Source organism: Flagellimonas sediminis (assembly GCF_010500845.1).
GTDB classification, from domain to species: domain Bacteria; phylum Bacteroidota; class Bacteroidia; order Flavobacteriales; family Flavobacteriaceae; genus Flagellimonas; species Flagellimonas sediminis.
Map to the genome: position 1 here is coordinate 417,777 of NZ_JAAAMI010000003.1, position 24,509 is coordinate 442,285.

Genomic DNA, 24,509 nt, shown 5'->3' on the forward strand with positions numbered 1-24,509 from the left:
GGTAGAGCTGGGGCCCCTAAGCGAAGTCGATGGGAATATCCAAGCTCATTAAAAGCAGTAGTATGATTAAAACAGACATCATTATAATTGGAGCGGGACCAACCGGGTTGTTCACCGTTTTTGAGGCGGGCTTGTTAAAGTTGAAATGCCATTTGATCGATGCACTTCCACAACCGGGTGGTCAATGTGCCGAAATTTATCCTAAAAAACCGATCTATGATATTCCGGCCTATCCAGAAATTTTGGCCGGGGCCTTGGTGGATCGATTGATGGAACAGATCAAACCTTTTGAACCAGGATTCACTTTGGGCGAACGTGCCGAAACTTTGGACAAACAAGAGGACGGTTCTTTTGTGGTTACCACCAACAAGGGTACCAAACACCAAGCTCCTGTGGTGGTCATCGCAGGTGGATTGGGATCCTTCGAACCCAGAAAACCCTTGATACCCAATATTGAACTATTCGAAAGCAAGGGAGTGGAATACATGATCAAAGATCCTGAATTGTTCCGCGATAAAAAAGTGGTTATTTCCGGTGGCGGGGATTCCGCATTGGACTGGGCCATTTTCTTGGCCGATGTAGCTTCCGAAGTTTCTTTGGTACACCGAAGGAATGAGTTCCGCGGGGCGTTGGATTCCGTGGAAAAAGCAAGGGAATTGGCCAAATTGGGCAAGATTCAATTGTATACCGAAGCAGAAGTACAGGAAATCCATGGTAAGGAGGAACTTCAGGCCGTGGTGATCAAGTACAACGATGAAACCAAAGAGCAAAGTTATGTGGAAACCGATTACTTCATTCCATTGTTCGGGTTGTCACCCAAATTGGGACCTATCGGGGATTGGGGCTTGGAAATTGAAAAGAACGCCATCAAGGTGAACAATGCCAAGGATTACCAGACCAACATTCCAGGGGTATTCGCCATTGGGGACGTTAACATCTATCCCGGTAAATTGAAATTGATCCTTTCCGGATTCCATGAAGCGGCGGTCATGTGCCAATTTGCCTATCAGATCATCAATCCCGATAAACGCTACGTGATGAAGTATACCACCGTTGGCGGTGTGGAAGGATTTGATGGTTCTAAAAAAGAGGCCAAAAAAGAAGTGGTGCAGAGCATCAATTAAAATCATATATATTTTCCAAGAACACCTTCCAGAAGCAATTTTGGAGGGTGTTTTTGTTTTTACGCTATATTTGAATTTTACAATACCATGGAAGAATTGTTCACCTTGCGGGATTTTTATGGAAAAATGAAATTGCCCATTCCTGATACCATTGGAAAGGACATTGGGCATTTTAATGTGTTCAAGATCGATGAGTACCGTGCCAAGCTGAACGAAGGGGAGATGCGTTATGATCGGCGATCTTATTTTAAGATCAGTTTGATCAACGGGAAGAACAGGGCAGAATATGCTGATAAGGTCATCGATATTGCTGATAAGGCCCTATTGTTTGCATCACCCAGAATCCCATATCATTATGTACCACAGGATGAAAACCAATCGGGGTATTTTTGTGTATTCACGGAGAACTTTTTATCCAAGGATAAAAGTGGGGTCATTTTGGAGACGTTACCGCTTTTCCAACCAGGAGGGTTTCCCATCTTCAATATTTCCGATGATGATTATGTGGAGTTAGAACAACTTTTTCATAAGATAGACAGGGAGTTATCATCGGATTATCCCTTCAAGTTTGATTTGATTCGGGCTTATGTAGTGGAGCTATTGCATATCGGTCAAAAGTTGCAGCCGGTACAACCTATGGAAAATGGCAAAAATGCCGCAACCCGCATCACTGACCTTTTTGTGGAACTGTTGGAGCGTCAGTTTCCTGTCAATACTCCCGCGCAACGGTTGGTCTTGAAAACGGCCAACGATTTTGCTGAGCGATTGGCAGTACACCCCAACCATTTGAATAAGGTGCTCAAAGAAACTACGGGAAGCACCACAACGGCCATTATCCATGCCCGTGTTTTTGAAGAGGCCAAAATCTTGCTCAACAACACGGATTGGAACATTTCCGAAATTGCTTTCAGTTTGGGATTTGAGGAAGTGGCCCACTTTTCCAATTTCTTCAAGAAGTTTTCCAAAACATCCCCATTAAAATATAGGGGAAGTATCGCTATTTGATTTTTGCAAAAAATGGATTGATGCTCGCAATCCATCAAGGTCACTTGTTTCAGAACTTTGTACCCTAATCAAAAATCAAAAAAAATGGCAAAAAGTAAAATAGCATTAGTGACCGGAGGCAGTAGAGGCCTCGGAGAAAATATGGCCATCAACTTGGCCAAAAAAGGGTTGGATGTGGTCTTGACCTACCAAAGCAATAAGGTAGAGGCGGACAAAACCGTTCAGGAAATTGAAAGTTTGGGTCAAAAAGCCTATGCGTTGCAATTGGATGTGTCTCAAGTAGGCAGTTTTGACGTCTTTGTGGATCAGGTCAAGAAAGTGATCGACTCTCATTTTGGAGCGGACTACATCGATTATTTGATCAATAACGCAGGAATAGGGATCAATGCCATGATTGCAGAGACCACTGAGGATCAGTTCGATACTTTGGTGGATATCCATTTCAAAGGGGCATTTTTCCTGACCCAAAAGTTGTTGCCCATTATGGCAGATGGTGGAGGTATCGTGAATATTTCCAGTGGATTGGCTCGGTTCTCTTTCCCAGGATATTCGGTTTATGGAGCCTTGAAAGCAGCCATGGAAACACTTACCAGATATCAAGCCAAAGAGCTTGGGGCCAGAAAAATTAGGTCGAATGTGGTCGCTCCGGGCGCCATCGAAACCGACTTTGGTGGTGGTACCAACAAGACCGATGAGGGCAAAAGAGCAGCCATTGCCAATTTCACCGCCTTGGGTCGCGTAGGTATTCCCAGTGATATTGGTGGTGTGGTTGCCTTTTTGTGCACCGAGGATGCCAAATGGGTCAACGGTCAACGCATTGAGGTCTCCGGTGGTATGATGATTTAGAAAATAACAAACCGCATTTAAAAACGGGTTGATTTTTCAACCCGTTTTTTTATTGTTGGAAATGTAAAAATCAAGGTCCATTTTTTGCTTTTCAGTAGGGAGAGCCGTTTCTTTGCAGTTCAGTTCATTAATAAGTTGAAAGTGTTATCAAGAAAGGTGGAGGGATTGGACCCTTTGAAGCCTTAGCAACCCTCGACTTCCGAGAAGGTGCTACATTCTACCCTTATCCTGAATGATGCTCAGGAAGGTACGGAGCAATATCCTGCCAAAAGGGAAGGATAACGAAAGAATTCAAAGTATTTCCACACTTTTCTTGATACCCTTGCATCCTATTGTTTGTAAAGGGAATTGTACTATGGAAAAAATTGAGGACATTTTAAAGAGACGGATTTTGGTATTGGATGGAGCCATGGGCACCATGTTGCAACGCTATAAATTCGAAGAGGAGGATTTTAGGGGAGAACGTTTCAAGGATTGGCCCAGTGACCTGAAGGGTAACAATGATCTATTGTCTTTGACCCAACCGCAGGCCATTGCAGATGTCCATAGAGCTTATTTGGAAGCAGGTGCGGACATTATCGAGACCAATACCTTTTCCGGTACCACCATCGCCATGGCCGATTATGGCATGGAAGCATTAGTATATGAACTGAATTTTGAATCCGCCAAGATTGCCAAACAAGTTGCGGACGAATTCACTAAAAAAGATCCGAGCAAACCACGGTTTGTGGCAGGGAGCATAGGTCCCACCAACAAAACGGCAAGTATGTCGCCCGATGTGAACGACCCCGGGTACCGTGCCGTTTCCTTTGATGAACTTAGAAAAGCGTATAAAGAGCAAGTAGAAGCTTTGTTGGATGGGGGCGCTGATATTTTATTGGTGGAAACCATCTTTGACACCCTAAATGCCAAGGCGGCCCTTTTTGCCATTGAAGAGGTTAAGGATGAACGGAATATTGAAGTACCCATCATGGTGAGTGGTACTATTACCGATGCTTCGGGTAGAACCTTATCAGGACAGACAGCCGAAGCATTTTTGATATCGGTTTCCCACATTCCGATTTTATCGGTGGGATTCAATTGTGCGCTTGGAGCCAAGCAGTTGGTGCCCCATTTAGAGGTGATTTCCGCAAAGTCGGGATTTGCCACGTCAGCCCACCCCAATGCAGGATTGCCCAATGCTTTTGGGGAATACGATGAAACCCCGGAACAGATGGCCGCACAAATCAAGGAATATGTGGAAAAAAGACTGGTGAATATTGTGGGTGGCTGCTGTGGAACAACACCTGAACATATTAAGGCAATCGCCAATATTGTGAAGGATTACAAACCGAGGAATCTTTTGACTCCAGCATAGTTTTAGATTATGGCAACGAACAACCAAGAACGCTTTTTACGATTATCAGGTCTCGAGCCCTTGGTCGTAACCCCCGAAAGCAATTTCATTAACGTGGGGGAACGTACCAATGTGGCCGGTTCCAAAATTTTTTTAAGGCTCATTAAAGAAGAAAAGTTTGATGAGGCTCTGGCCATTGCCCGTAACCAAGTAGAGGGTGGGGCGCAGATCATTGATGTGAATATGGACGATGGTCTGATCGATGGAAAAGAGGCCATGGTCAAGTTTTTGAACCTGATCGTTTCCGAACCTGATATTGCCCGTGTGCCCATCATGATCGATAGTTCTAAATGGGAAATTATTGAGGCGGGTCTTCAAGTGGTGCAGGGCAAATGCGTGGTGAATTCCATCAGTTTGAAGGAAGGTGAGGAACAATTTATCCATCATGCCAAATTGATCAAGCGCTATGGTGCCGCGGTCATCGTCATGGCTTTTGATGAAGTAGGTCAGGCAGATAATTATGAACGCAGGATTGAAATCGCAAAGCGTTCCTACGACATTTTGGTGAACAAAGTAAAGTTTGCACCAGAGGATATCATCTTCGATTTGAATATTTTCCCTGTAGCGACAGGCATGGAAGAACACCGCCGGAATGCCATCGATTTTATCGAAGCAACGCGATGGGTTCGAACCAATTTACCGTATTGCAGCGTCAGCGGTGGGGTGAGCAACGTTTCCTTTTCGTTCCGTGGAAATAATACAGTCCGCGAAGCCATGCATTCGGCATTTTTGTACCATGCCATTCAGGCGGGTATGAACATGGGAATCGTCAATCCGACCATGTTGGAGGTGTATGACGATATTCCCAAGGATTTACTGGAGCACGTGGAGGACGTGTTGCTCGATAGACGCGAGGATGCCACCGAACGCTTATTGGATTTTGCCGAGACCGTGGTCGGGACTATAAAAGAAAGCAAAGTAGATCTTTCATGGAGACAGGAACCGCTTCAAGACCGTATTACCCGGGCCTTGGTAAAGGGGATAGATCAATACATCATTGAAGATGTGGAGGAAGCCCGCCAAAAAGCACCAATGCCCTTACAGGTAATCGAGGGCAACTTAATGACCGGAATGAACGTGGTAGGGGATCTGTTTGGAAGCGGTAAAATGTTTTTGCCCCAAGTAGTAAAATCTGCTCGTGTCATGAAAAAGGCCGTGGCATACCTAACACCTTATATTGAAGCATCCAAGGATAAAAAATCCAAGGCGGCTGGAAAAATATTGATGGCCACTGTAAAAGGAGATGTCCACGATATTGGAAAGAACATTGTCAGCGTGGTATTGGCCTGCAATAATTATGAAATTGTGGATTTGGGGGTGATGGTCCCACCCGAAAAGATCATCAACAAGGCCAAGGAAGAACAGGTGGATATTATCGGTCTAAGCGGTTTAATTACCCCGTCATTGGATGAAATGGTGTTCCTGGCCAAGGAAATGGAACGCCAAAATTTTAAAGTGCCGTTATTGATCGGGGGTGCCACCACAAGCAAGGCCCATACAGCTGTAAAAATAGACCCGCAATACAGTCATTCGGTGGTGCATGTAAACGATGCATCACGTGCGGTGACCGTAGTGGGCGATTTGTTGCAGAAGGAAACTTCGGCTACATACAAGAATAACATCAAGTTGGATTACGAGAGTTTTCGGGATAAGTTTTTGAACCGGGGCAAGCAAAAGGACTATTTGACTTTGGAAGAAGCTCGGGCCAATAAATTGCAGATTGACTGGAATCCGTCCGACATCAAAAGACCAAAGCAATTGGGCATTGAGGTGTTGGAAGATTTTGATTTGAGGTTGCTAACGGATTATATTGATTGGACCCCGTTTTTCAGAAGTTGGGACCTTCATGGCAAGTATCCGGATATTTTGACCGATGAGGTAGTAGGCAAACAAGCGACCGAACTTTTTAAGGATGCCCAAGAACTGTTGAAAAAGGTTTTGAATGAAAAATTGTTGAAGGGAAAGGCCATTTTTGGATTGTTCCCTGCCAATCAAATTGATGAAGATGATATTGAAGTTGAAAATAATGGGAAAACCTTCATTTTCAGAACGCTTCGTCAACAATTGAAAAAGAGGGAAGGAGTGCCGAACATCGCCTTGGCGGATTTCATTGCGCCGAAGAATTCTGGTATTCAGGATTATATGGGATTCTTCTGTGTCAGTACTGGTTTTGGGACGCAAGAGTTGGCCACTGAATTCGAAAGGAACCATGATGACTACAATTCCATCATGATAAAAGCTTTGGCCGATCGTTTGGCGGAAGCTTTTGCGGAATATCTCCACAGAGAAGTTAGAACAACATATTGGGGGTATGCCCAAAATGAAAACTTGGACAATTCGGCCCTTATCGATGAAAAGTATCAAGGAATCCGTCCCGCACCCGGTTATCCAGCATGTCCGGACCATTTGGAAAAATTGACCATTTGGGAATTGTTGGATGTAGAGGAAAAAATCGGGGTAAAATTAACGGAGAGTTTGGCCATGTGGCCAGCGGCAAGCGTTAGTGGATATTATTTTGCACATCCTCAGGCCAAATATTTTGGTATGGGTAAGATGACTGAAGATCAAGTAGCCGATTTTGCAAAAAGAAAAGAAATAACTTTGGAGGAAGCCCAAAAGTGGCTGGCTCCCAACATAGCAGACAATTAACCAATGAAAATTACGGACCATATAAGAAACGCCAAAGGGGAAACATTGTTCAGTTTCGAGATTGTGCCACCAGTGAAGGGTAAAAGTATCCAAGAACTATATAACAACATTGACCCTTTGATGGAGTTCAAACCCCCTTTTATAGATGTGACCACCTCACGTGAAGAATACATTTACAAGGAGAAAGACGGGTTGTTGGATAAAAAACTGACCCGTACGCGCCCCGGAACATTGGGAATTTGTGCTTCTTTAAAGCATAAATATGATGTGGATACCGTTCCTCATGTGTTGTGTGGGGGATTTACCAAGGAAGAGACCGAGTACCTTTTGGTGGACTGTCAGTATTTGGAAATTGAAAACGTCATGGCATTGAGGGGAGATGCCAGAAAAGAAGAAAAATATTTTATTCCCACTCAGGGAGGTCATCAATATGCTGCCGAGTTGGTAAAGCAAATCCATGATATCAACCAAGGCAACTATTTACATGAAGTCATTGAAGGCCATGAAATGGGTGATTTCTGCATTGGTGTAGCTGGTTATCCTGAAAAACATATGGAAGCCCCTTCCCTTCAATCTGATTTGAAACGGTTGAAGGAAAAAGTGGAATTGGGAGCCGATTACGTGGTGACCCAAATGTTCTTCGACAATAAAAAGTTCTTTGCTTTTGTGGAGGCAGCGCGTGAAATGGATATTTATGTGCCGATTATACCAGGCATAAAACCTATAGCCGTAAAGCAACACCTACAGTTGTTGCCACAGGTATTTCGAGTGGACATCCCGCAAGAATTGATCGAAGCCGTGGAAGCCTGCAAGACCAATCAGGATGTTCGGAAAGTAGGGGTAGAGTGGGCCATTCAACAATCCAAGGAGTTAAAGGCGGCGGGTGTTCCAGTACTACATTATTACTCCATGGGGAAATCGGATAATATCAAGGACATAGCCAAGGAGCTTTTTTAGTAGGGTACATTAAAAAACTGTGGAGATTCTTCACTCCGTTCAGAATGATATTCCCGCTATGCTTTTATTGAAAAAAAAGCAACAGTAATAGTCATTCTGAAGAAGTATACTGACGAAGAATCTCAAAAAAAATAATAGGTGGAGGTGATTGCCAGATAGGTTGGATTCTCTGCTTTGTTTAGAAAGACAGGGTAATCTTTCGTGGTAATTTTCAATTCGATGAGTAAGGGTGTTTTTTTATTTCCCTACTTTAGTGCCCCATGAGGTACCTACTTTGCCTGATTTTCGCCCTGTTTTCATTTTTTGGATTTTCCCAGAGTAGGGAAGTTCCCAAAAAGTTCGTGTTGGATGCCCATCAGTTTTACGGATCTATTCTGTTGCACAACCCTGATATTTCCCACCTGATCACGGAACACCCGGGGGGTCTAATTTTGGGAATCAGTCGTAAAACCTATGGCGATAAGGAATGGGAAGCCGATTTTGGATACCCCGATACAGGCTTCACGTTTGTGTACCAGAACACCAACAATGCCACCCTCGGGAAACACTATGGTCTGTATGGACACTATAATTTTTATTTTTTCAATAGGAAAGTGCAATTGCGTGTAGCGCAAGGACTGGCTTACAATACCAATCCGTACGACAAAGATGAAAATTTCAGGAACAATGCCTACGGGAGCCATATTTTGAGCAGTACCGTATTGATGCTTAACTATCACAAGAATTTAGTGGCCGGTTTGGGTTTGGATGCCGGTGTTTCGTTCATCCATTATTCCAATGCCAATTTTAAGGCTCCCAATACATCCACCAATACCTTTGCGGTCAACTTTGGACTGTCCTATGAACTGGACAGCGATACCACCTACGAGTACCTGCATCCGGAATCAAAAGGGATAATCAATGAGCCTGTTCGTTATAATTTGGTGTTGCGTGGAGGGGCTAATGAAAGCGATGTCATCAATATGGGGCGATATGGGTTTGCGATTGTTTCAGCCTATGCCGACAAGCGTTTGGGCAAACGAAGTGCCATACAATTGGGAACCGACGTTTTCTTTTCCAATTTTCTAAAGGAATTGATTCGGTATCAGTCCATAGCTTTTCCCGAACTGGATGTAGATCCTGACACCGATTACAAGAGGGTGGGTGTGTTCTTGGGGCATGAGTTGTTTGTGAACAAGATGAGCGTGGTGGCCCAATTGGGATATTATGTATATTATCCTTTCGATTTTGAAGGACGTATGTATAACCGTATTGGGATGAAGCGCTATTTTGGGGACAAAATTTTTGGAGCCCTCACCTTAAAATCCCATGGTGCCAAGGCTGAAGCTGTTGAATTGGGAATTGGGGTTAGACTATAGTATTGAGATTTGAGATGATAGAATTGAGAAGGTTACTTATGATAAATAGTGTCACCTCTAGAAATGGCATCCTGACCGCAGTGGTTGGAGCTTTCAAGAGGTTATTTGTGCTACTTTTCATACTGATCTTGAATTCCTGCAACGGCGATAATGTTCCCGATTGCTTTCAAAATGCCGGGGATTTGGTTCGGGTACCTGTAGATGTTCCCGAATTCACCACCATGACCGTTTTTGAAAACGTAAAGGTGGTATTGAAACAAGGGGATGAACAAAAGGTAGAAATCGAAACGGGCGAATATTTGCTCAACGATGTTTCCGTTGAGGTGGAGGAAGGTAGATTGATTCTACGGAATGAAAATAGCTGTAACTATGTTCGGGAATACGGTTTGACCACAATTTATGTGACCTCACCCAATATTACCGAAATCCGCAGCAGTACGGGCCTGCCGATTTCCAGCGAAGGCGTATTGGATTATCCAAGTATCTCCCTTAAATCGGAAAGTTATACAAATCCCGAAACGGAGACTACGGACGGTTCCTTCGATTTGGAGTTGAATTCGTCAACGGTGAGTATTGTGGTAAATGGAATTGCCTATTTTAAATTGAAGGGCAATACGAATAATTTTAATATAGTTGTTGCTGCTGGGGATTCCAGGATTGAGGCTGAAGACCTAGTGGCCAATTCGGTTTCCATTGATCATAGGGGCACCAATGATGTCTATGTTAACCCCCAACAACGGATCAGAGGTGTCATTAGGGGCACGGGGGACGTGATCAGTGTCAATAGACCTCCTGAGGTTGATGTGGAACAATTGTACAATGGCCGACTCATTTTCCAAGATTGAGGATCCCCGTCCAAACTATGACATAAATCCATAGAATCCAGTGGATTTCTAGGTACCTTTGATGTACCAAAATCGGATTCGCTTGAAAGGCCTTTTTCCCTTTATTAAATGTCTATTTTCTCCCTACCCAAAGGTCAAATCACTGGATGGGCTTTCAGGGATTGAAAAAGCCGATGCCCAGTTCCATAATCTGGTGGCCGAAAAAAAAGTACCTGGATTGGGGGTCACTATTTTGGACAAAGGGGAAATCATGCTTCAAAAAGGATATGGCTTTGCCCATTTGGAGGATAGGTCTCGAATTGACCCCAAACATACCATCTTTAGGATTGCCAGTATTTCTAAATGCATCACGGCACTGGCCTTAGGCAAAATGATGGAGGAAGGTTTAATCGATTTGGATGCTTCATTTTATAAGTATGTGCCCTACTACCCCAAGAAAGAATACGATTTTACGTTACGACAATTAGCCGGACATACAGCTGGGATTCGAGGTTACAGGGGAAAGGAATTTGCCCTGAACCAAGATTTTTGCATCAAGAACAGCATTGAGGTGTTTCAAAAAGATCCTTTGGAATTTAAGCCGGGTAAAGGGTATCTCTACAATAGTTTTGATTTTGTACTCCTTTCCTTGGCCATGCAAGAGGCCTGCGGTATTCCGTTCCAAAATTATGTGCAAGAAAAGGTATTGGTTCCCTTGGAATTGAACGCCACTTTTACTGCAGAACATAACCATTTCAAAACCGCCAGTTTTTATACCAAACGATCCTTGTGTTTTAAAAAAGCCGTTGAGGTGAACAATGCTTATAAACTGGCAGGAGGCGGATTTCTGTCCACCAGTGACGATATTGCCCAACTCGGTCAGGCCATTTTAGAGCGTAAGTTGCTGAAAAAGGAAACGTATGACCAAATATTGACTTCCCAAATGGTAAATGGCAAGCCAACTTATTATGGTTTGGGCTTTCAGGTGAGCCGAGATGCGGCGGGAAGGGATTTTGTGGGACATGTGGGCAATAGTGTAGGCGCTTATACCAACCTTTTTATCTATCCCCAAGAAGAAAAAGTAATTTCCATCTTGATCAATTGTACTGATCCCAAAGTGCAACCTTTTTTGGATGAGGCCATTGATACTGCATTGGATTTGGGAACTTCATGATTTTTGTTGAAATTTAATTCAAAATAGACTACCAATCTTGAGGCGTTTGCATTATTTGGTTCCATTGTTTTTCCTATTGCTGATGGGAAGTCTCCATGCCGGGGAAAGTTTGTCTTTTGAAACGGCAATGATTACGACCGATAGTGTCCAACATAGCTTAAGCTTAAGGGAATGGAAAAAGTTCAAATCTTTTGAGGCCCAACTACAATCCTCCCAGCTATCAAAAACGGATAATGAAAACCAATTGACAGGGTATGCCCGGGACTCGTTGAATATTTTAAGGGTAAAGCTCGTGGCCATGAAGGTTTTGGAGGAAAAAAATCTTTTGAGCAGGGATATCGCCGAAAATACCTCGTACTATACCACATTGTTGGAAAAGCTGAAAGAAAGTGATATTCCACCCTTGGAGTACCTTTTTTTGGAGGAGAAAATGGCATACTTGAACCAAGAAACCTTGAATGGGAGTTTACAACTAAGCAGGTGGGTGAACATCGGCTTGGTCCTCCTTGTCGCATTTTTGGGTTACATGATATTTCAGCAAAGAAAAAGGCAGGACAAAACCATTTTGCCCGAACTCAGCAAACAGGAAACCATGGTGCGCAACCTGATTATACAGGGCAAAAGCAATAAGGAAATCGCCAATGAACTTTTTATAAGCTTGAGCACCGTAAAGAGCCATATTACCAGCATCTATGGTAAATTGAACATTTCCAATAGACGGGAACTCCTCGAAAATAGTACGGGTGCTAGCACCTAATTCAGACCAATCTGGCTTTCTATAGGCCTGTTTACCCGTTTAATTTGTTTCAAAATTGAACGGTTTTGAAACATCTACTCTGGTTTTTTCTTGTGTGTTACCTTTCCGCATTTGGTCAAGAACAATTCATTTTAAAAGGAAAGGTTTTTGATGGTCAAGATAGGCCCATACCTATCGGCGACGTTTTGTTGTTCGATGCTAACAAGGAAAACTTAATTGTGTATACCACTTTGGTTGATGGGGTATTTCTGTTCAATAAAGTTTCCGAAGGGGAATTTTGGTTGGAAGTTTCTGCTTTGGGATATAAAAAGCATTCCCAACAATTGAATATGAGAGAAAACCGTGAGGTGTCCTTGCAGCTTGAAGAGGAAGTGACCGAGCTGGAGGATGTAGAAATAACGGCCTTGAAGAGTCCAATCACCAATGCCAACGGAAATTTGAAGATTGATGTGCAGAATCCCATTTTCTCTTCCATAGTAGACCCCTTGGAAGTGCTTTCAAAGCTGCCCAACATTCAAATTTCACCGGACAGGGAGTCCATTTCCGTTATTGCAAGGGGAACCCCACTGATTTATCTGGGGAACCAGCGCATAACCTTGGATGAATTTTTGGGACTGTCGGTAGATAGTATGGAAAGCATAGAACTCATCAATAATCCATCGCCCAAATATGAGGCGGAGGGGCAGGCCGTGATTGTGATCCACCTCAAAAAGAATACGGACAAAGGAACTATGTTGACTCTCGGTGAAACGTTGTCCTTCAGACAGAACACCAACAATTATCTAAGTTCCAATGGAAGTTTTTCCAATGGAAAATGGAACCTACGCGGCAATCTCAATTATAATGCAATTGGGCAATGGGAAAGCAATACGTTTGCGTTTGCCATTCCGGAGGAGGACATTTATTCGGATTATCTGGTGCTTATTCCAGATAACCACAGGGTACAGGTCAACACGGGACTTGGGTTCTATTATCCCATTAACGATAGTGATTACCTGTCTTTCAATACCACTTACCGATTGCAAACCGATGATGCCGATTTTGAGACGACCACCTTTGTGAGGGATGGAAACCAAGAAGACGAAGTACTATCCGAACCCAAGAACGATAACCGTCGGCATTATTTTAGCGGTAATTTTAATTTCAACAAAAAGATAGCCGCTGATTGGAACCTGTTCACGGGAATCCAATATTCGTCCTTCTCACAAAAATTGGATACCGATATTTTCAACAATTATAATGATGAGGGATTTTCTTTGGACCAGTCCAGGTACCAGGAGTACCAAATAGGGTCTCTGGCCGCCCGTATGGATGTGGAACATACGGTTTCCGAACATGTAAAAAGTGAATTTGGGGTGAGTTGGAACGAGGCGAGGGCCAATGCATATTCCAACGTGCTGCAAGTGGATCCACCGCAAGAAGAGGCCGTTGATTACGATTACAATGAAAAGCTGTATGCATCCTACTTGAACTTTAGTTCAAACCTCACTGACAAGCTAGACGTGAATATTGGGGCTCGGGTGGAACATAATGAAGTAAACGGTACCCTGAACAATGAAACCAGTCCTGCAATAAACAGAAAGAACACCAAAATTTTCCCGAAGGCTGGCCTCAATGTAAAGGTGGACAGCACCAAGACCTTTTCATTGAACTATTCCCGAAGCATTACCAGACCTGATTTTTCCCGTACAAGCTCCGTTTCGGTTTTCATCAACCCGTTTTTGGAATCTACCAACAATATCAACCTGCTACCGACCATAACCCAGCGGATCTCTTCGAACCTGCAATGGAAAAGCAAGTCCTTTTTTCTGGAAGTGTATCAAAAGGAAAATCCATCATATTACGCCATCAGTTATGACCCGATGGATACGATAGCGACTTTATCACCGATCAATCTGGAAAAGGAATCGGGTTTTTATGTGGGGGTCACCTTACCGTTTTCCTATAAGATATGGACATCCACTACTTCCGTGAGTTTTAATTACAATAAAAATAAAGATGCATCTGCCATTTTGACTACGGCCAAACCCTTTCTATATGCCTATACGGACCAACAATTAAAGGTGGCCAAGGATACCATTGTTTCTTTCGGGGGATGGATGATGACGGAGCGCAACGAAGGGGTGTATACCCGAAATGCCATGCTGGTGCTCAACGCTTCGGTCACAAAAACTTTTTTTAACAAGTTTCAATGTGCCATCCGTTTGAACGATATGACCAAAGCGATGAATTTTGAAGAAAGCTATGCCATTAACGGGGTAGAGGCCAACGGAACCTATTTTGCCGATGCCAGGGAAATTGCTTTTTCGATGAAATATACGTTTGGGGACAACGCCTCATCCAAGTTCAAAAACAAGGACGTGGATGATAATTTGGACCGGATTAAATAGGAGATAGATCAGCTTACGGTCATCTGTTCCTCAATTTCCATGGCAAAGGTTTTACAGAGATCCAAAGTTTCCGTTACATCGTCCATGGTAGTTCTTGGATTGATCAAGCACATCCGCAACACCACCTGATTGTTGAGGATGGTGGTGACCAACAGCGCCTTTCGGGATTCCACCACTTTGTGGGAAATGTATTGGTTGATCTCATCCAGTTCTTTCTCGCTGTAGTTTTGTTTTATGGGGTTGTACCTAAAATTGATGACCGCCAAGGTGGCAGGGAACACTACTTCCCAGCTTTTGCTGCCCCTCAACAGGTTTTCCACCTCTTCCGCTAGGTCAATATTGTAGGTAATGGCATCCCTAAATTCCTTTAAACCAAAGGTTTTTAAGGACATGTAAAATTTAAGCGCCCTGAATCTTCGGGTGAGCTGGATACCGTGGTCGTAAAAATTGATTTCGGAAGTGTTGCCCTCAATATCACGTAGGTATTCCGGTTTTTCGGTGAAGGTATGGCTCAGATCTTTGTGGTTACGCACCAACAAACACCCCATTTCATAGGGTTGATAAAACCATTTGTGGGGATCAACGGTCAGGGAATCGGCCTTTTCAATGCCCTTCAGCACATGTTTGCCTTTGGCTGATAAAACGGCGGCACCTCCATAGGCTCCATCAATATGGAACCAAATATCTTCCTTTTTGCAAATTTTGGACAATTCTGGCAATGGATCAACGGTACCGGTGTTGGTGGTTCCTGCGGAAGCGATCAGGCAAAAAGGGTGCAAACCTTCCAAGCGGTCTTTGGCGATACAATTTTTCAATTTGTTCAGCGCAAACTTGAACTCATTGTCGGTAGGAATGATCCGGATCTGTTCCTTTTTGAATCCCAAGACCCTAATGGCCTTGATGTTGGAAGAATGTGCCTGATCGGATAGATAGATGATCGCTTTTGAAAAATCGTCCCCGCATTTGATCCTTCGGGCAGTTGCTACGGCCGTCAGGTTGGCCATGGAGCCGCCACTGGTGAAAATACCCCCTCCTTTTTTCTTCGGAAAACCAAAGATTTTCAACAACCATTGAATGGTCACGATTTCCAATTCTGCGGCAGCAGGACCGATGGACCATCCACCTGAAAAAATGTTGTAGCCCGTGGCCAAGGCGTCTGCCATGACACTGACGTAGTTGCTGGGGCCCGGAACAAAGGAAAACGACCTCGGATGGGCCATGTTGGCGGTGTTGGTCATTACCTTTTCGAGAACAAATTCCAAAACCTTTGAAGCATCCATGCCACTTTCAGGGGCTTCTTCCAAAAACAGGTTGTCCATTTCTTCCCGCGACCCAAAGGCTACCGGGAATTTTTCATGTTGGGTATGGTGGTGCTCCACAATGGCATCCACAATCTGGTAGCCATACTTTTGCATTTCTTCTTTGGAAAGTTCCAATCTTGCGGTGTTCTTCTTCATACGCCCTGTTTCAGTTGGACTGCAAAAATATCACATTTGGAATGGCTGGAAACTGGAAAGACCAGAAATATGTTTTTTGGGGCAGTAATGCTACCTTTACCAATGGTACACCCAAGGATGGTATTTGTTATGGAAAAACAGGATATAGTGGACAGGCAAGGTATCTCGTTGTTAGTGCATCGCTTTTATGAAAAAGTACGCGCAGATGAGGAAATAGGCCATTTTTTTAATGAAACGATTACTGATTGGCACGAACACATGGAAAAGTTGACCGATTTTTGGGAAATGAACCTGTTCTTTGCCCAAAAATACAAAGGGAACCCCATTCAAGTCCATGCAGAGTTGGATAAGGATATGGGCGGAACCATTGATAATTACCATTTTGGGATATGGCTCAGGCATTGGTTTGCTACGTTAGAAACCTATTTTAGTGGGCCAAATACTGAAAAAGCAAAACAAAGGGCGAGAAACATCAGTACCCGAATGTTTGTTGGGATATATGAGCAGCGTAAACGGGACGGGGTCCTTTAATATTCCAAAAATTAACGGGTAAGTTCCGTAAAAAGACTTTCCAAATTTTTGTTCTTTCTGCTTAACTGTAAAGTTTTCAATTGGTTGTCATGCGCAAAATCGAAAACGGCTGGGCGCATATCGTTCGTGGTATTGAAAGTGAGTTCATACACAAATCCCCCGGTATTGGTCACCTTGGAGATATGGGGCAATTGTTGCAATAATTGCTCCTCCACACGGTAGTCGAACTCCACCTCAATAATCTGTTCCTCGGCTTCACGGAGTTCTTCCAATTTTTTATCGGCTACCAATTGTCCTTTATTGATGATGATGACACGATCGCACACGGCTTCCACCTCTTTCATGATATGGGTGGATAGGAGAATGGTCTTTTCCTTACCAATATCGCGGATCAATTTGCGTATTTCGATGAGTTGGTTGGGGTCAAGGCCGGTGGTAGGTTCGTCCAAGATCAATACCTCGGGATCGTGGAGCAGGGCCGCAGCCAAACCAACACGCTGTCGATATCCTTTGGACAGTTGTCCAATTTTTTTGTGGGCTTCGGGAGTGAGGCCGGTCTTTTCAATTACTTCCGCGATCTTCGACTTGGGCACATGGTACACATCGGCATTAAAGGCAAGATATTCCTTTACATACATTTCCAAATACAATGGGTTGTGTTCAGGTAGGTAACCGATGCTTTTTTGTACATCCCGTTCGGATTTCAACACATCGAACCCGTTAACTTCCGCATCGCCACTATCCGCTTTATAATAGGTGGTCAATATCCGCATCATGGTAGATTTACCTGCCCCATTGGGACCTAAAAAACCCACTACTTCCCCCTTTTTGATAGAGAAGGATACGTTGTTCAATGCTATTTGAGGGCCGAAGGTTTTGGTGATGTTCTGAACGGTGATGGACATGCCATTGGATTTGATTGTTCAAAAATACACTTTTAGAAATATCGTTGACAACACATGATGTAATAGTACCAGTTTTTGGGCAATCGGTTTAAGAACATGTAAATTCTTAAAAAAGATGGTTTTCTGCATGGTAAAATGCAACGAAATCTTCCAATTTGAAAAAAATCAAAAAAAAATTAAGGAAAGCTGTTGTTTTCGGATGGATTGGCTAAATTAGCCGAGATTTTATTACGAGATGACAAATACGTATTTCTGGAACGGTTTCTATTTTTACTTCTTTTTTAAGAGAGGTGCGGGACTGTTGTGAATGCGTTTAAAGTATAACCAATACATAAAGTCCCGATACAAATCGGGGCTTTTTTTTTGCAATGGGTTTAAAAATAGCCATTCAGGGAATTAAAGGTTCCAACCACCATAAGGTGGCCACGGATTTTTTTGGAAACGACATCGAATTATTGGAATGCAGTTCTTTTGATGCCATCATCGACCATTTGTTGACAGGGATGGCGGACAAAGGTGTTATGGCCATTGAAAATTCTATTGCAGGTTCCATCATCCCCAATTACAATCTGGTGTACCATAATAAGATCCACATCATAGGGGAACATTATTTGAACATCCACCATCATCTTATGGTACTCAAAGGCAGGACTTTTGAGGATATAAAGGAAGTGCATTCCCATCCGATGGCGTTGCTGCAATGCAAGGAATTTTTTAGGGCCCATCCCCACATAAAATTGGTGGAAAGTGCAGATACTGCCGAAACTGCAAAGCTCATCAAAGAGAAAAAATTGAAGCATATTGCGGCCATTGCCCCAAAAATGGCAGCTGAGTTATATGGTTTGGACATCATTGCGGATAATATCCAGACCATAGTGAACAACGCAACACGGTTCATTATCCTTAAAAAACAGAATAAGGTGTTGCCCAAAGAAGAGATCGATAAGGCCTCCTTGCGCTTCATTACCGATCACAAAAGGGGAAGTTTGGCCACGGTCTTGAACGTCATGAGCGATTGCAATATGAACCTTACCAAAATACAGTCGCTTCCAGTTATTGAAACACCTTGGAAATATGCCTTTTTTGTGGACATGACCTTTGAGAAATATGAACAATTTGCGAAAGCAAAATCCCTGTTGGAGATTATGGCGGAGGATTTTCAGGTGTTGGGCGAGTACAAAAATGCATTGTTACCATGATTACTGCAGAAAGATTACATAGCGTACAGGAATACTACTTTTCCAAAAAATTGAGAGAGGTAAGGGGATTAATCAACCAAGGAAAACCCATCATCAACATGGGGATCGGGAGTCCTGATCTGGCACCATCACCAAAGGTGTTGGAAACCTTGCGGGATTGCATTACCGATGCAGGGGCCCATCAATACCAGAGTTACCAAGGGTTGCCAGAACTCAGGGAGGCGATCGCCGATTTTTACCAACAAAAATTTGGGGTAAGTGTGGATCCATCCACCGAAATTTTACCCTTAATGGGGTCCAAGGAAGGCATCATGCACATCAGTATGGCATTTTTGAATGTGGGGGATGAAGTGCTGTTGCCCAATCCAGGTTATCCCACCTATGCCTCTGTAACCAATTTGGTTGAAGCAGTACCAGTTACCTATGATCTTACGGAAGAAAATGGATGGTTCCCTGATCTGGATGCATTGTCCCAAAAAGACCTGTCCAAAGTAAAATTGATGTGGATTAGCTACCCGCATATGCCAACAGGGGCAACCGCAACTTTGGAACAACTGGAGTCTTTGGTGGCCTTTGCCAAAAAACATGACATTCTTTTGGTGAACGACAATCCGTACAGCTTTGTACTGTCCAACAATCCAACCAGTATTTTGTCCATTGAAGGGGCAAAGGAATGCACCTTGGAACTGAACAGTTTGAGCAAGACCTTCAACATGGCCGGCTGGCGTGTGGGAATGGTGTTGGGGAGCGAGGAGCATATCAATGCGGTACTCAAAGTGAAGAGCAATATGGATTCAGGGATGTTCTACGGCATCCAAAAAGGAGCTGTTGTGGCGTTGCAAAGTGGCCCCGAATGGTTTGAGGAATTGGATCAGGTGTATACCAAAAGAAGGGAATTGATGTTCCAATTGGCTGATAAATTGGGCTGTACCTATGATAAAAATGCCGTGGGCATGTTCGTTTGGTGCAAATTGCCCGAAGGTTCACTTTCATCAGAGGCATTTATCGATAACGTCTTGTATGAAAAGGACATATTCATTGCGCCGGGTACCATTTTCGGTAGTAATGGTGAGGGATACATCCGATTCTCACTTTGTGTAAAGGAGGAAAAAATCAAGGAAGCCATAGCAAGATTTTAGATCATGAAGGTAGCAGTAATCGGAATAGGATTGATTGGGGGCTCATTTGCAAGGGATGTGAAAAAATTACATCCTGAGGTCACCATTGTAGGGTTGGACAAGAACCAGACCCATTTGGATGAGGCCATGGCACTTCAGATCATTGATGAAAAAGGGAATTTGGATGGTTTGTCGGATGCCGATATGGTCTATGTAAGTGTTCCTGTAAATGCGATGGTGCACGAACTGCCCAAAATTTTGGATGCCGTGGGCGATAACACCGTGGTGATGGACGCTGGCTCAACCAAAAGATTAATCTGCGAAAGTGTGGCAGAACATCCCAAACGACGAAATTTTATGGCTTGCCACCCCATTGCAGGTACTGAATTTTCAGGTCCATCTGCCGCTTTGGAAGGTTTGTACGACGGCAAGACCATGATCATTTGTGAGGTGGAAAAAACGGCCTTCAAACTTCAGGAAAGGGCCTTGGCCATTTTTCAGGAAATAGGCATGCGCATCCGGTATATGAATCCTGAAGCGCACGACAAGCACATCGCTTACGTATCCCATTTATCACACATCAGTTCATTTATGTTGGGAAAGACGGTTATCGAAAAAGAAAAGAATGAGCGTGATATTTTTGACATGGCGGGATCGGGTTTTGAGAGTACGGTGCGTTTGGCAAAAAGTTCACCGGACATGTGGACACCCATATTTGAACAGAACAAGGACAATGTAGTAGAGACTTTGGAAGAGTATATCCAAAACCTGACCACTTTCAAACAGTTGTTGGAGAACAACGATTTTGAAAATGTCCACTTAGAAATGAGCAATACCAATAAAATAAAACAAATACTTAAAGGAATTCCACTTACAAAAAAATAGGAAGCATTATGGAAAACAAGAAGGAAATGAGAAAATGGTTGGATGATATGAACTTGGGCCATCCACTGGTTATCGCAGGGCCATGTAGTGCCGAAACTGAAGACCAGGTACTTAAGATTGCACACCAATTGAAGGATACGGACGTGAGCTACTACCGTGCCGGAATCTGGAAACCACGTACCCGTCCTGGAAATTTTGAAGGAGTAGGTGCAATAGGGTTAAAATGGTTGCAAAAGGTAAAAGAGGAAACCGGATTGAAAACCGCAACTGAAGTGGCTAACCGTGCCCACGTAGACCTTGCCTTGGAATATGATGTAGACCTATTGTGGATTGGTGCCCGATCAACGGTGAGCCCATTCATTATTCAAGAAATTGCCGATGCCTTGGAAGGTACCGATAAGATCGTATTGGTGAAGAATCCAGTGAACCCTGACCTTTCTTTGTGGTTGGGTGCCGTGGAACGTTTGCATACTGCCAATATTGAAAAATTGGGGGTGATTCACAGAGGTTTTTCCACCTATGAGAAAACCAAATACCGCAATATTCCTGAGTGGCAGTTGGCCATTGAACTTCAAACCAAGTTCCCTGACCTTCCTATTATCAACGACCCAAGCCACATTACCGGTAAGCGCGATATGATATTTGATGTTTCCCAAACTGCCTTGGACCTGAATTTTGATGGTCTTATGATCGAAACCCATTGTGATCCTGATAATGCATGGAGTGATGCCGCACAGCAGGTTACCCCGGAAAGATTGGTGCAGATCATGAGAGACCTTCGCATCAGAAAAGAAACCGATGAGGAGGCGGAATACAATAACAAATTGAACAACCTTAGAACACAGATCGATGTGTTGGACAACCAACTGATCGAGCTTTTGGGCAAGCGAATGAAAGTTTCTGACGGTATCGGGGAATTGAAAAAACAAAAGAACGTTGCCGTGTTGCAGAGCAATCGATGGAACGCTATTTTAGGTAACATGATTTTGGAAGGTGAGCAAAGAGGATTAAGCGAGGAGTTCGTCTTAAAAATGTTCAAGGCCATTCACCAGGAATCCATCAACCATCAAGAAAAAATCATCAACGCCTAATTAATAGGTCGTTTTTTGATCAAACTGTTTGTGTCTAGGGATAAAAATTCCAGGATGCAAACAGTTTTTTTGTTGTAAACTGTAACGATCTTGTTCTTCGGTCATCTTTCAGAAGTAAAAACACTCTATCATGAAAAAAATATATGTACTCAGCTTCCTTTTACTTCCCTTATTGACTTTTGCACAGCGCATTATAGATACCGAGGTGGGAGAGTTCCATGAAATCAAAGTTTTTGACCTAATTGAAGTGAACCTGATCCAATCGGATGAAAACCGGATCACGATCAAGGGGCATAATGTGGACGATATTACATGGACCAACAAGAATGGCATTTTGAAACTCCGTATGCAACTGGATAAAAAATTCCAAGGGGAGGATACCATGATAGAAGTCTATTACACCAACCTGGATGTGATTGATGGCAACGAAGGTGCCCAGATTACCTGTAACGAGATGGTGCAAAAAAACAAGATTGAACTAAGGGCCCAAGAAGGTGCCAAGATCCACATTGGTATGGATGTGGATTACGCTGATATTAGAGCGGTGACAGGTGGTGTCGTGGAGGCATCAGGATTGGCCAAGAACCAATCCGTGGTATTGAATACTGGAGGTATTTTTGACGGTCGTGACCTTAAGACTGCCAGTACCGAAATCAAAATATCCGCTGGTGGCGAAGCCGATATTTTTGCCTCCGAAGCAGTGGACATCAACGTGCGAGCCGGTGGGGATGTTTATGTATATGGAAATCCCAAAATGGTCCACAAGAAGACCTTTGTGGGCGGAAGGATTTACATCAAGGATTAAGAAAAAAACATGAAAAAAGGGCCTGATGGATTTTTCCATCGGGCCCTTTTTGTTTTGTATGGTCAGGTTATTTTCTGAAAATGTAACGGGTAATAAAAATACCTTGACCGTCACCTTTGCCAGCCTCACTCTCCACTCCGCTTACCACGAAAGCCAATTCCCAACCGTTGGAAACCATATCGTTGATCATGGAAGTGATCATGGCATCGTTGGCTGCGATGTTCTGAAAACGGATACCGCCAATGTTGTAGAAGTTCAACAATTTGGTTTCCTCAAAATTTTTCACACGGATTTCACCACGGTCCGATTTGTTACGGGTGTTGTCATCCTCCGTTTGCACACTGGTGAACTCCCTATAATCTTTGTCTTCAAGGGCGTTGATGATCCTAGACCTACCAAGCCCGTTGGGAACAATGGATTCCACACTGGTAATAACCTTGTACTGTTGTGCGTTTGCACCAAATGCGGCAGCTAGGGTCAACACTGCGATCAAAACGATTTTTTTCATAATGGATTAGTTAATGATAATTAAAACTGTTAACAAAGATATACGACGGAAAAGAAGGAATATTGTTTCTTTGTAATGAAAATTTGAACAAATTGTGAACGGAACTGTTTATAAATCAACGGGTAGCTGGTATACCGTAAAGTCCATGGATGGTGTATTTTACGAGTGCCGGATAAAAGGCAAGTTCCGGACCCAGAACATAAAAAGCACCAATCCAGTGGCAGTTGGGGATCATGTTCAATTTGAATTGGAAAATATAGGAGATGAAACCGTAGGGGTCATATCTGAAATTGGTGAAAGAAAGAATTACATCATCCGAAAATCGGTTAAGCTGTCCAAACAGACCCATATTATCGCTTCCAATCTGGATCAGGTCTTTTTATTGGTCACTTTGAACAATCCCATGACCTTTACCAGTTTTATAGACCGTTTTTTGGTCACCGCCGAGGCATACGAAATCCCGGTGATTTTGCTATTCAACAAGATGGATACCTATTCCGAAGAAGAAAGGGAAGAAGTGTCCTATTTGGTGGATTTATATTCAAATATTGGATACAACTGCATCCCAATGGAAGCCAAGACCGGAAAGAATGTGGAAATGGTAAGGGAGTTGATGAAAGGCAAGACCAGCATGTTCGCCGGACATTCCGGAGTGGGAAAATCTACTTTGGTGAATGCCTTAGAACCAGGGCTGCATCTCAAGACTGCCGAAATTTCCGAACAGCACCTTCAAGGGCAACATACCACCACTTTTGCCGAAATGTACGACTTGTCCTTCGATGCAAGGATCATTGATACCCCTGGAATAAAAGGATTTGGAATCGTGGATATGGAAAAAGATGAGATCGGGGGATATTTTCCGGAGTTCTTCGAGTTGAAATCACAATGCAAGTTCAACAATTGCCTGCATTTGGATGAGCCCAAATGTGCTGTGAAGGAGGCGTTGGAAAATGAGGAGATTGCGTGGAGCCGTTATAGAAGTTATGTTCAGATGGTGACGGGAGAGGAAGATAATCCATATAGGGAACGTTCATGAAAACAGTGATCCAAAGAGTTTCAAGGGCAAGTGTAACGGTAGACGGCCAAGTGGTCTCATCCATTGATCTTGGCCTGTTGGTATTGTTGGGAATAGAGGATGCCGATGGGAAAGAAGATATTGATTGGTTATCCCAGAAAATAGTGAACCTTCGCATTTTTAATGATGATGACGGGGTGATGAACCGCTCCGTGTTGGATGTAGGGGGGGGTATTATCGTAGTGAGTCAATTTACGCTGCATGCCCTTACCAAAAAAGGCAATCGTCCTTCTTATATCAAAGCATCCAAACCTGATATTGCCATACCAATGTACAATAGCTTTGTACAAAAAATAGAACAAGATCTTGGTAAAAAAGTGGGCACCGGAATCTTTGGCGCCGATATGAAAGTAGAATTGTTGAATGATGGTCCGGTAACCATAACCATTGATACTAAAAACAGGGAATAATTGTTTTTTATCGAAAAAGTTATATTCTTTGTAAGAAATAAACCA

The 24,509-nt window shown here is 43.3% G+C and carries 22 protein-coding genes and 1 riboswitch; of the genes, 19 read left to right on the top strand and 3 right to left on the bottom strand.

The window, feature by feature from the left end:
• Window positions 1-62 precede the first annotated feature (62 nt).
• From GTK07_RS08790 to GTK07_RS08840, 11 genes are all read left to right on the top strand, one after another.
• Window positions 63-1,124, top strand: a complete 1,062-nt coding sequence (locus tag GTK07_RS08790; RefSeq protein ID WP_163634908.1) for an NAD(P)/FAD-dependent oxidoreductase — start codon at window positions 63-65, stop codon at window positions 1,122-1,124.
• 87 nt (window positions 1,125-1,211) lie between these two features.
• Window positions 1,212-2,129 carry a helix-turn-helix domain-containing protein gene (locus GTK07_RS08795; RefSeq protein ID WP_163634909.1) on the top strand — a complete coding sequence of 306 codons (918 nt, stop codon included), beginning with the start codon at window positions 1,212-1,214 and terminating at the stop codon, window positions 2,127-2,129.
• Window positions 2,130-2,213: 84 nt separating this feature from the next.
• A complete protein-coding gene (locus GTK07_RS08800; protein WP_163634910.1) occupies window positions 2,214-2,975 on the top strand; it encodes an SDR family NAD(P)-dependent oxidoreductase in 762 nt (253 codons plus the stop codon).
• A gap of 141 nt (window positions 2,976-3,116) precedes the next feature.
• Window positions 3,117-3,214, top strand: a riboswitch (SAM riboswitch).
• 116 nt (window positions 3,215-3,330) lie between these two features.
• Window positions 3,331-4,332, top strand: a complete 1,002-nt coding sequence (locus tag GTK07_RS08805) for a homocysteine S-methyltransferase family protein (protein ID WP_163634911.1) — start codon at window positions 3,331-3,333, stop codon at window positions 4,330-4,332.
• Window positions 4,333-4,341: 9 nt separating this feature from the next.
• On the top strand, window positions 4,342-7,020 hold the full coding sequence (gene metH / locus GTK07_RS08810) for a methionine synthase (protein WP_163634912.1): 2,679 nt from the start codon (window positions 4,342-4,344) through the stop codon (window positions 7,018-7,020).
• Between the two features lie 3 nt (window positions 7,021-7,023).
• Window positions 7,024-7,977, top strand: coding sequence for a methylenetetrahydrofolate reductase [NAD(P)H] (metF, locus tag GTK07_RS08815; RefSeq protein ID WP_163634913.1), 954 nt, complete (start codon window positions 7,024-7,026; stop codon window positions 7,975-7,977).
• A gap of 260 nt (window positions 7,978-8,237) precedes the next feature.
• A complete protein-coding gene (locus tag GTK07_RS08820) occupies window positions 8,238-9,335 on the top strand; it encodes an acyloxyacyl hydrolase (protein WP_163634914.1) in 1,098 nt (365 codons plus the stop codon).
• 38 nt (window positions 9,336-9,373) lie between these two features.
• Window positions 9,374-10,180 (top strand): head GIN domain-containing protein, encoded by an 807-nt coding sequence (locus GTK07_RS08825; protein WP_163634915.1) that lies wholly within the window; start codon window positions 9,374-9,376, stop codon window positions 10,178-10,180.
• Between the two features lie 82 nt (window positions 10,181-10,262).
• Window positions 10,263-11,333 carry a serine hydrolase domain-containing protein gene (locus GTK07_RS08830; RefSeq protein WP_163634916.1) on the top strand — a complete coding sequence of 357 codons (1,071 nt, stop codon included), beginning with the start codon at window positions 10,263-10,265 and terminating at the stop codon, window positions 11,331-11,333.
• Window positions 11,334-11,370: 37 nt separating this feature from the next.
• Entirely contained in the window at window positions 11,371-12,090 is a 720-nt protein-coding gene (locus tag GTK07_RS08835; protein WP_163634917.1) for a response regulator transcription factor, read from the top strand.
• A 65-nt stretch (window positions 12,091-12,155) separates the two neighbouring features.
• Window positions 12,156-14,480, top strand: a complete 2,325-nt coding sequence (locus GTK07_RS08840; protein WP_163634918.1) for a TonB-dependent receptor — start codon at window positions 12,156-12,158, stop codon at window positions 14,478-14,480.
• 8 nt (window positions 14,481-14,488) lie between these two features.
• On the opposite strand, the gene GTK07_RS08845 is transcribed toward GTK07_RS08840, so the two are convergent.
• A complete protein-coding gene (locus GTK07_RS08845) occupies window positions 14,489-15,937 on the bottom strand; it encodes a pyridoxal phosphate-dependent decarboxylase family protein (protein WP_163634919.1) in 1,449 nt (482 codons plus the stop codon).
• Between the two features lie 36 nt (window positions 15,938-15,973).
• On the opposite strand from GTK07_RS08845, the gene GTK07_RS08850 reads away from it, so the two are divergent.
• A complete protein-coding gene (locus GTK07_RS08850; RefSeq protein ID WP_313790790.1) occupies window positions 15,974-16,468 on the top strand; it encodes a group III truncated hemoglobin in 495 nt (164 codons plus the stop codon).
• An 11-nt stretch (window positions 16,469-16,479) separates the two neighbouring features.
• Here the strand turns inward: GTK07_RS08850 and gldA are convergent, their stop codons facing one another.
• Window positions 16,480-17,373, bottom strand: coding sequence for a gliding motility-associated ABC transporter ATP-binding subunit GldA (gene gldA / locus GTK07_RS08855; protein ID WP_163634920.1), 894 nt, complete (start codon window positions 17,371-17,373; stop codon window positions 16,480-16,482).
• Between the two features lie 368 nt (window positions 17,374-17,741).
• Here gldA and GTK07_RS08860 point away from each other — a divergent pair, with 368 nt between their 5' ends.
• From GTK07_RS08860 to GTK07_RS08880, 5 genes are all read left to right on the top strand, one after another.
• The gene (locus tag GTK07_RS08860) at window positions 17,742-18,572 is read left to right on the top strand and encodes a prephenate dehydratase (protein ID WP_163634921.1); all 831 of its coding nucleotides are present in this window, start codon (window positions 17,742-17,744) and stop codon (window positions 18,570-18,572) included.
• Entirely contained in the window at window positions 18,569-19,711 is a 1,143-nt protein-coding gene (locus tag GTK07_RS08865; RefSeq protein ID WP_163634922.1) for a pyridoxal phosphate-dependent aminotransferase, read from the top strand. The genes GTK07_RS08860 and GTK07_RS08865 overlap by 4 nt, the downstream gene beginning before the upstream one ends.
• Window positions 19,712-19,714: 3 nt before the next feature.
• Window positions 19,715-20,575 carry a prephenate dehydrogenase gene (locus GTK07_RS08870; RefSeq protein ID WP_163634923.1) on the top strand — a complete coding sequence of 287 codons (861 nt, stop codon included), beginning with the start codon at window positions 19,715-19,717 and terminating at the stop codon, window positions 20,573-20,575.
• A gap of 8 nt (window positions 20,576-20,583) precedes the next feature.
• Window positions 20,584-21,666 carry a bifunctional 3-deoxy-7-phosphoheptulonate synthase/chorismate mutase type II gene (locus GTK07_RS08875; protein ID WP_163634924.1) on the top strand — a complete coding sequence of 361 codons (1,083 nt, stop codon included), beginning with the start codon at window positions 20,584-20,586 and terminating at the stop codon, window positions 21,664-21,666.
• A 130-nt stretch (window positions 21,667-21,796) separates the two neighbouring features.
• Complete coding sequence (locus tag GTK07_RS08880) at window positions 21,797-22,471, top strand: head GIN domain-containing protein (protein WP_163634925.1); 675 nt, start codon at window positions 21,797-21,799, stop codon at window positions 22,469-22,471.
• Window positions 22,472-22,538: 67 nt separating this feature from the next.
• Here the strand turns inward: GTK07_RS08880 and GTK07_RS08885 are convergent, their stop codons facing one another.
• Complete coding sequence (locus GTK07_RS08885; protein WP_163634926.1) at window positions 22,539-22,979, bottom strand: hypothetical protein; 441 nt, start codon at window positions 22,977-22,979, stop codon at window positions 22,539-22,541.
• Window positions 22,980-23,073: 94 nt separating this feature from the next.
• Here GTK07_RS08885 and rsgA point away from each other — a divergent pair, with 94 nt between their 5' ends.
• On the top strand, window positions 23,074-24,015 hold the full coding sequence (gene rsgA, locus GTK07_RS08890) for a ribosome small subunit-dependent GTPase A (protein ID WP_163634927.1): 942 nt from the start codon (window positions 23,074-23,076) through the stop codon (window positions 24,013-24,015).
• Entirely contained in the window at window positions 24,012-24,464 is a 453-nt protein-coding gene (gene dtd, locus GTK07_RS08895) for a D-aminoacyl-tRNA deacylase (protein WP_163634928.1), read from the top strand. The genes rsgA and dtd overlap by 4 nt, the downstream gene beginning before the upstream one ends.
• Window positions 24,465-24,509: the final 45 nt, after the last annotated feature.

Bases quoted from the DNA above. Each gene is read 5' to 3' on its own strand.
- GTK07_RS08790 (WP_163634908.1), top strand. From the start codon at position 63: ATGATTAAAACAGACATCATTATAATTGGAGCGGGACCAACCGGGTTG.
- GTK07_RS08795 (WP_163634909.1), top strand. From the start codon at position 1,212: ATGGAAGAATTGTTCACCTTGCGGGATTTTTATGGAAAAATGAAATTG.
- GTK07_RS08800 (WP_163634910.1), top strand. From the start codon at position 2,214: ATGGCAAAAAGTAAAATAGCATTAGTGACCGGAGGCAGTAGAGGCCTC.
- GTK07_RS08805 (WP_163634911.1), top strand. From the start codon at position 3,331: ATGGAAAAAATTGAGGACATTTTAAAGAGACGGATTTTGGTATTGGAT.
- metH (WP_163634912.1), top strand. From the start codon at position 4,342: ATGGCAACGAACAACCAAGAACGCTTTTTACGATTATCAGGTCTCGAG.
- metF (WP_163634913.1), top strand. From the start codon at position 7,024: ATGAAAATTACGGACCATATAAGAAACGCCAAAGGGGAAACATTGTTC.
- GTK07_RS08820 (WP_163634914.1), top strand. From the start codon at position 8,238: ATGAGGTACCTACTTTGCCTGATTTTCGCCCTGTTTTCATTTTTTGGA.
- GTK07_RS08825 (WP_163634915.1), top strand. From the start codon at position 9,374: ATGATAAATAGTGTCACCTCTAGAAATGGCATCCTGACCGCAGTGGTT.
- GTK07_RS08845 (WP_163634919.1), bottom strand. From the start codon at position 15,937: ATGAAGAAGAACACCGCAAGATTGGAACTTTCCAAAGAAGAAATGCAA.
- gldA (WP_163634920.1), bottom strand. From the start codon at position 17,373: ATGTCCATCACCGTTCAGAACATCACCAAAACCTTCGGCCCTCAAATA.
- GTK07_RS08860 (WP_163634921.1), top strand. From the start codon at position 17,742: ATGGGTTTAAAAATAGCCATTCAGGGAATTAAAGGTTCCAACCACCAT.
- GTK07_RS08865 (WP_163634922.1), top strand. From the start codon at position 18,569: ATGATTACTGCAGAAAGATTACATAGCGTACAGGAATACTACTTTTCC.
- GTK07_RS08870 (WP_163634923.1), top strand. From the start codon at position 19,715: ATGAAGGTAGCAGTAATCGGAATAGGATTGATTGGGGGCTCATTTGCA.
- GTK07_RS08875 (WP_163634924.1), top strand. From the start codon at position 20,584: ATGGAAAACAAGAAGGAAATGAGAAAATGGTTGGATGATATGAACTTG.
- GTK07_RS08880 (WP_163634925.1), top strand. From the start codon at position 21,797: ATGAAAAAAATATATGTACTCAGCTTCCTTTTACTTCCCTTATTGACT.
- GTK07_RS08885 (WP_163634926.1), bottom strand. From the start codon at position 22,979: ATGAAAAAAATCGTTTTGATCGCAGTGTTGACCCTAGCTGCCGCATTT.
- dtd (WP_163634928.1), top strand. From the start codon at position 24,012: ATGAAAACAGTGATCCAAAGAGTTTCAAGGGCAAGTGTAACGGTAGAC.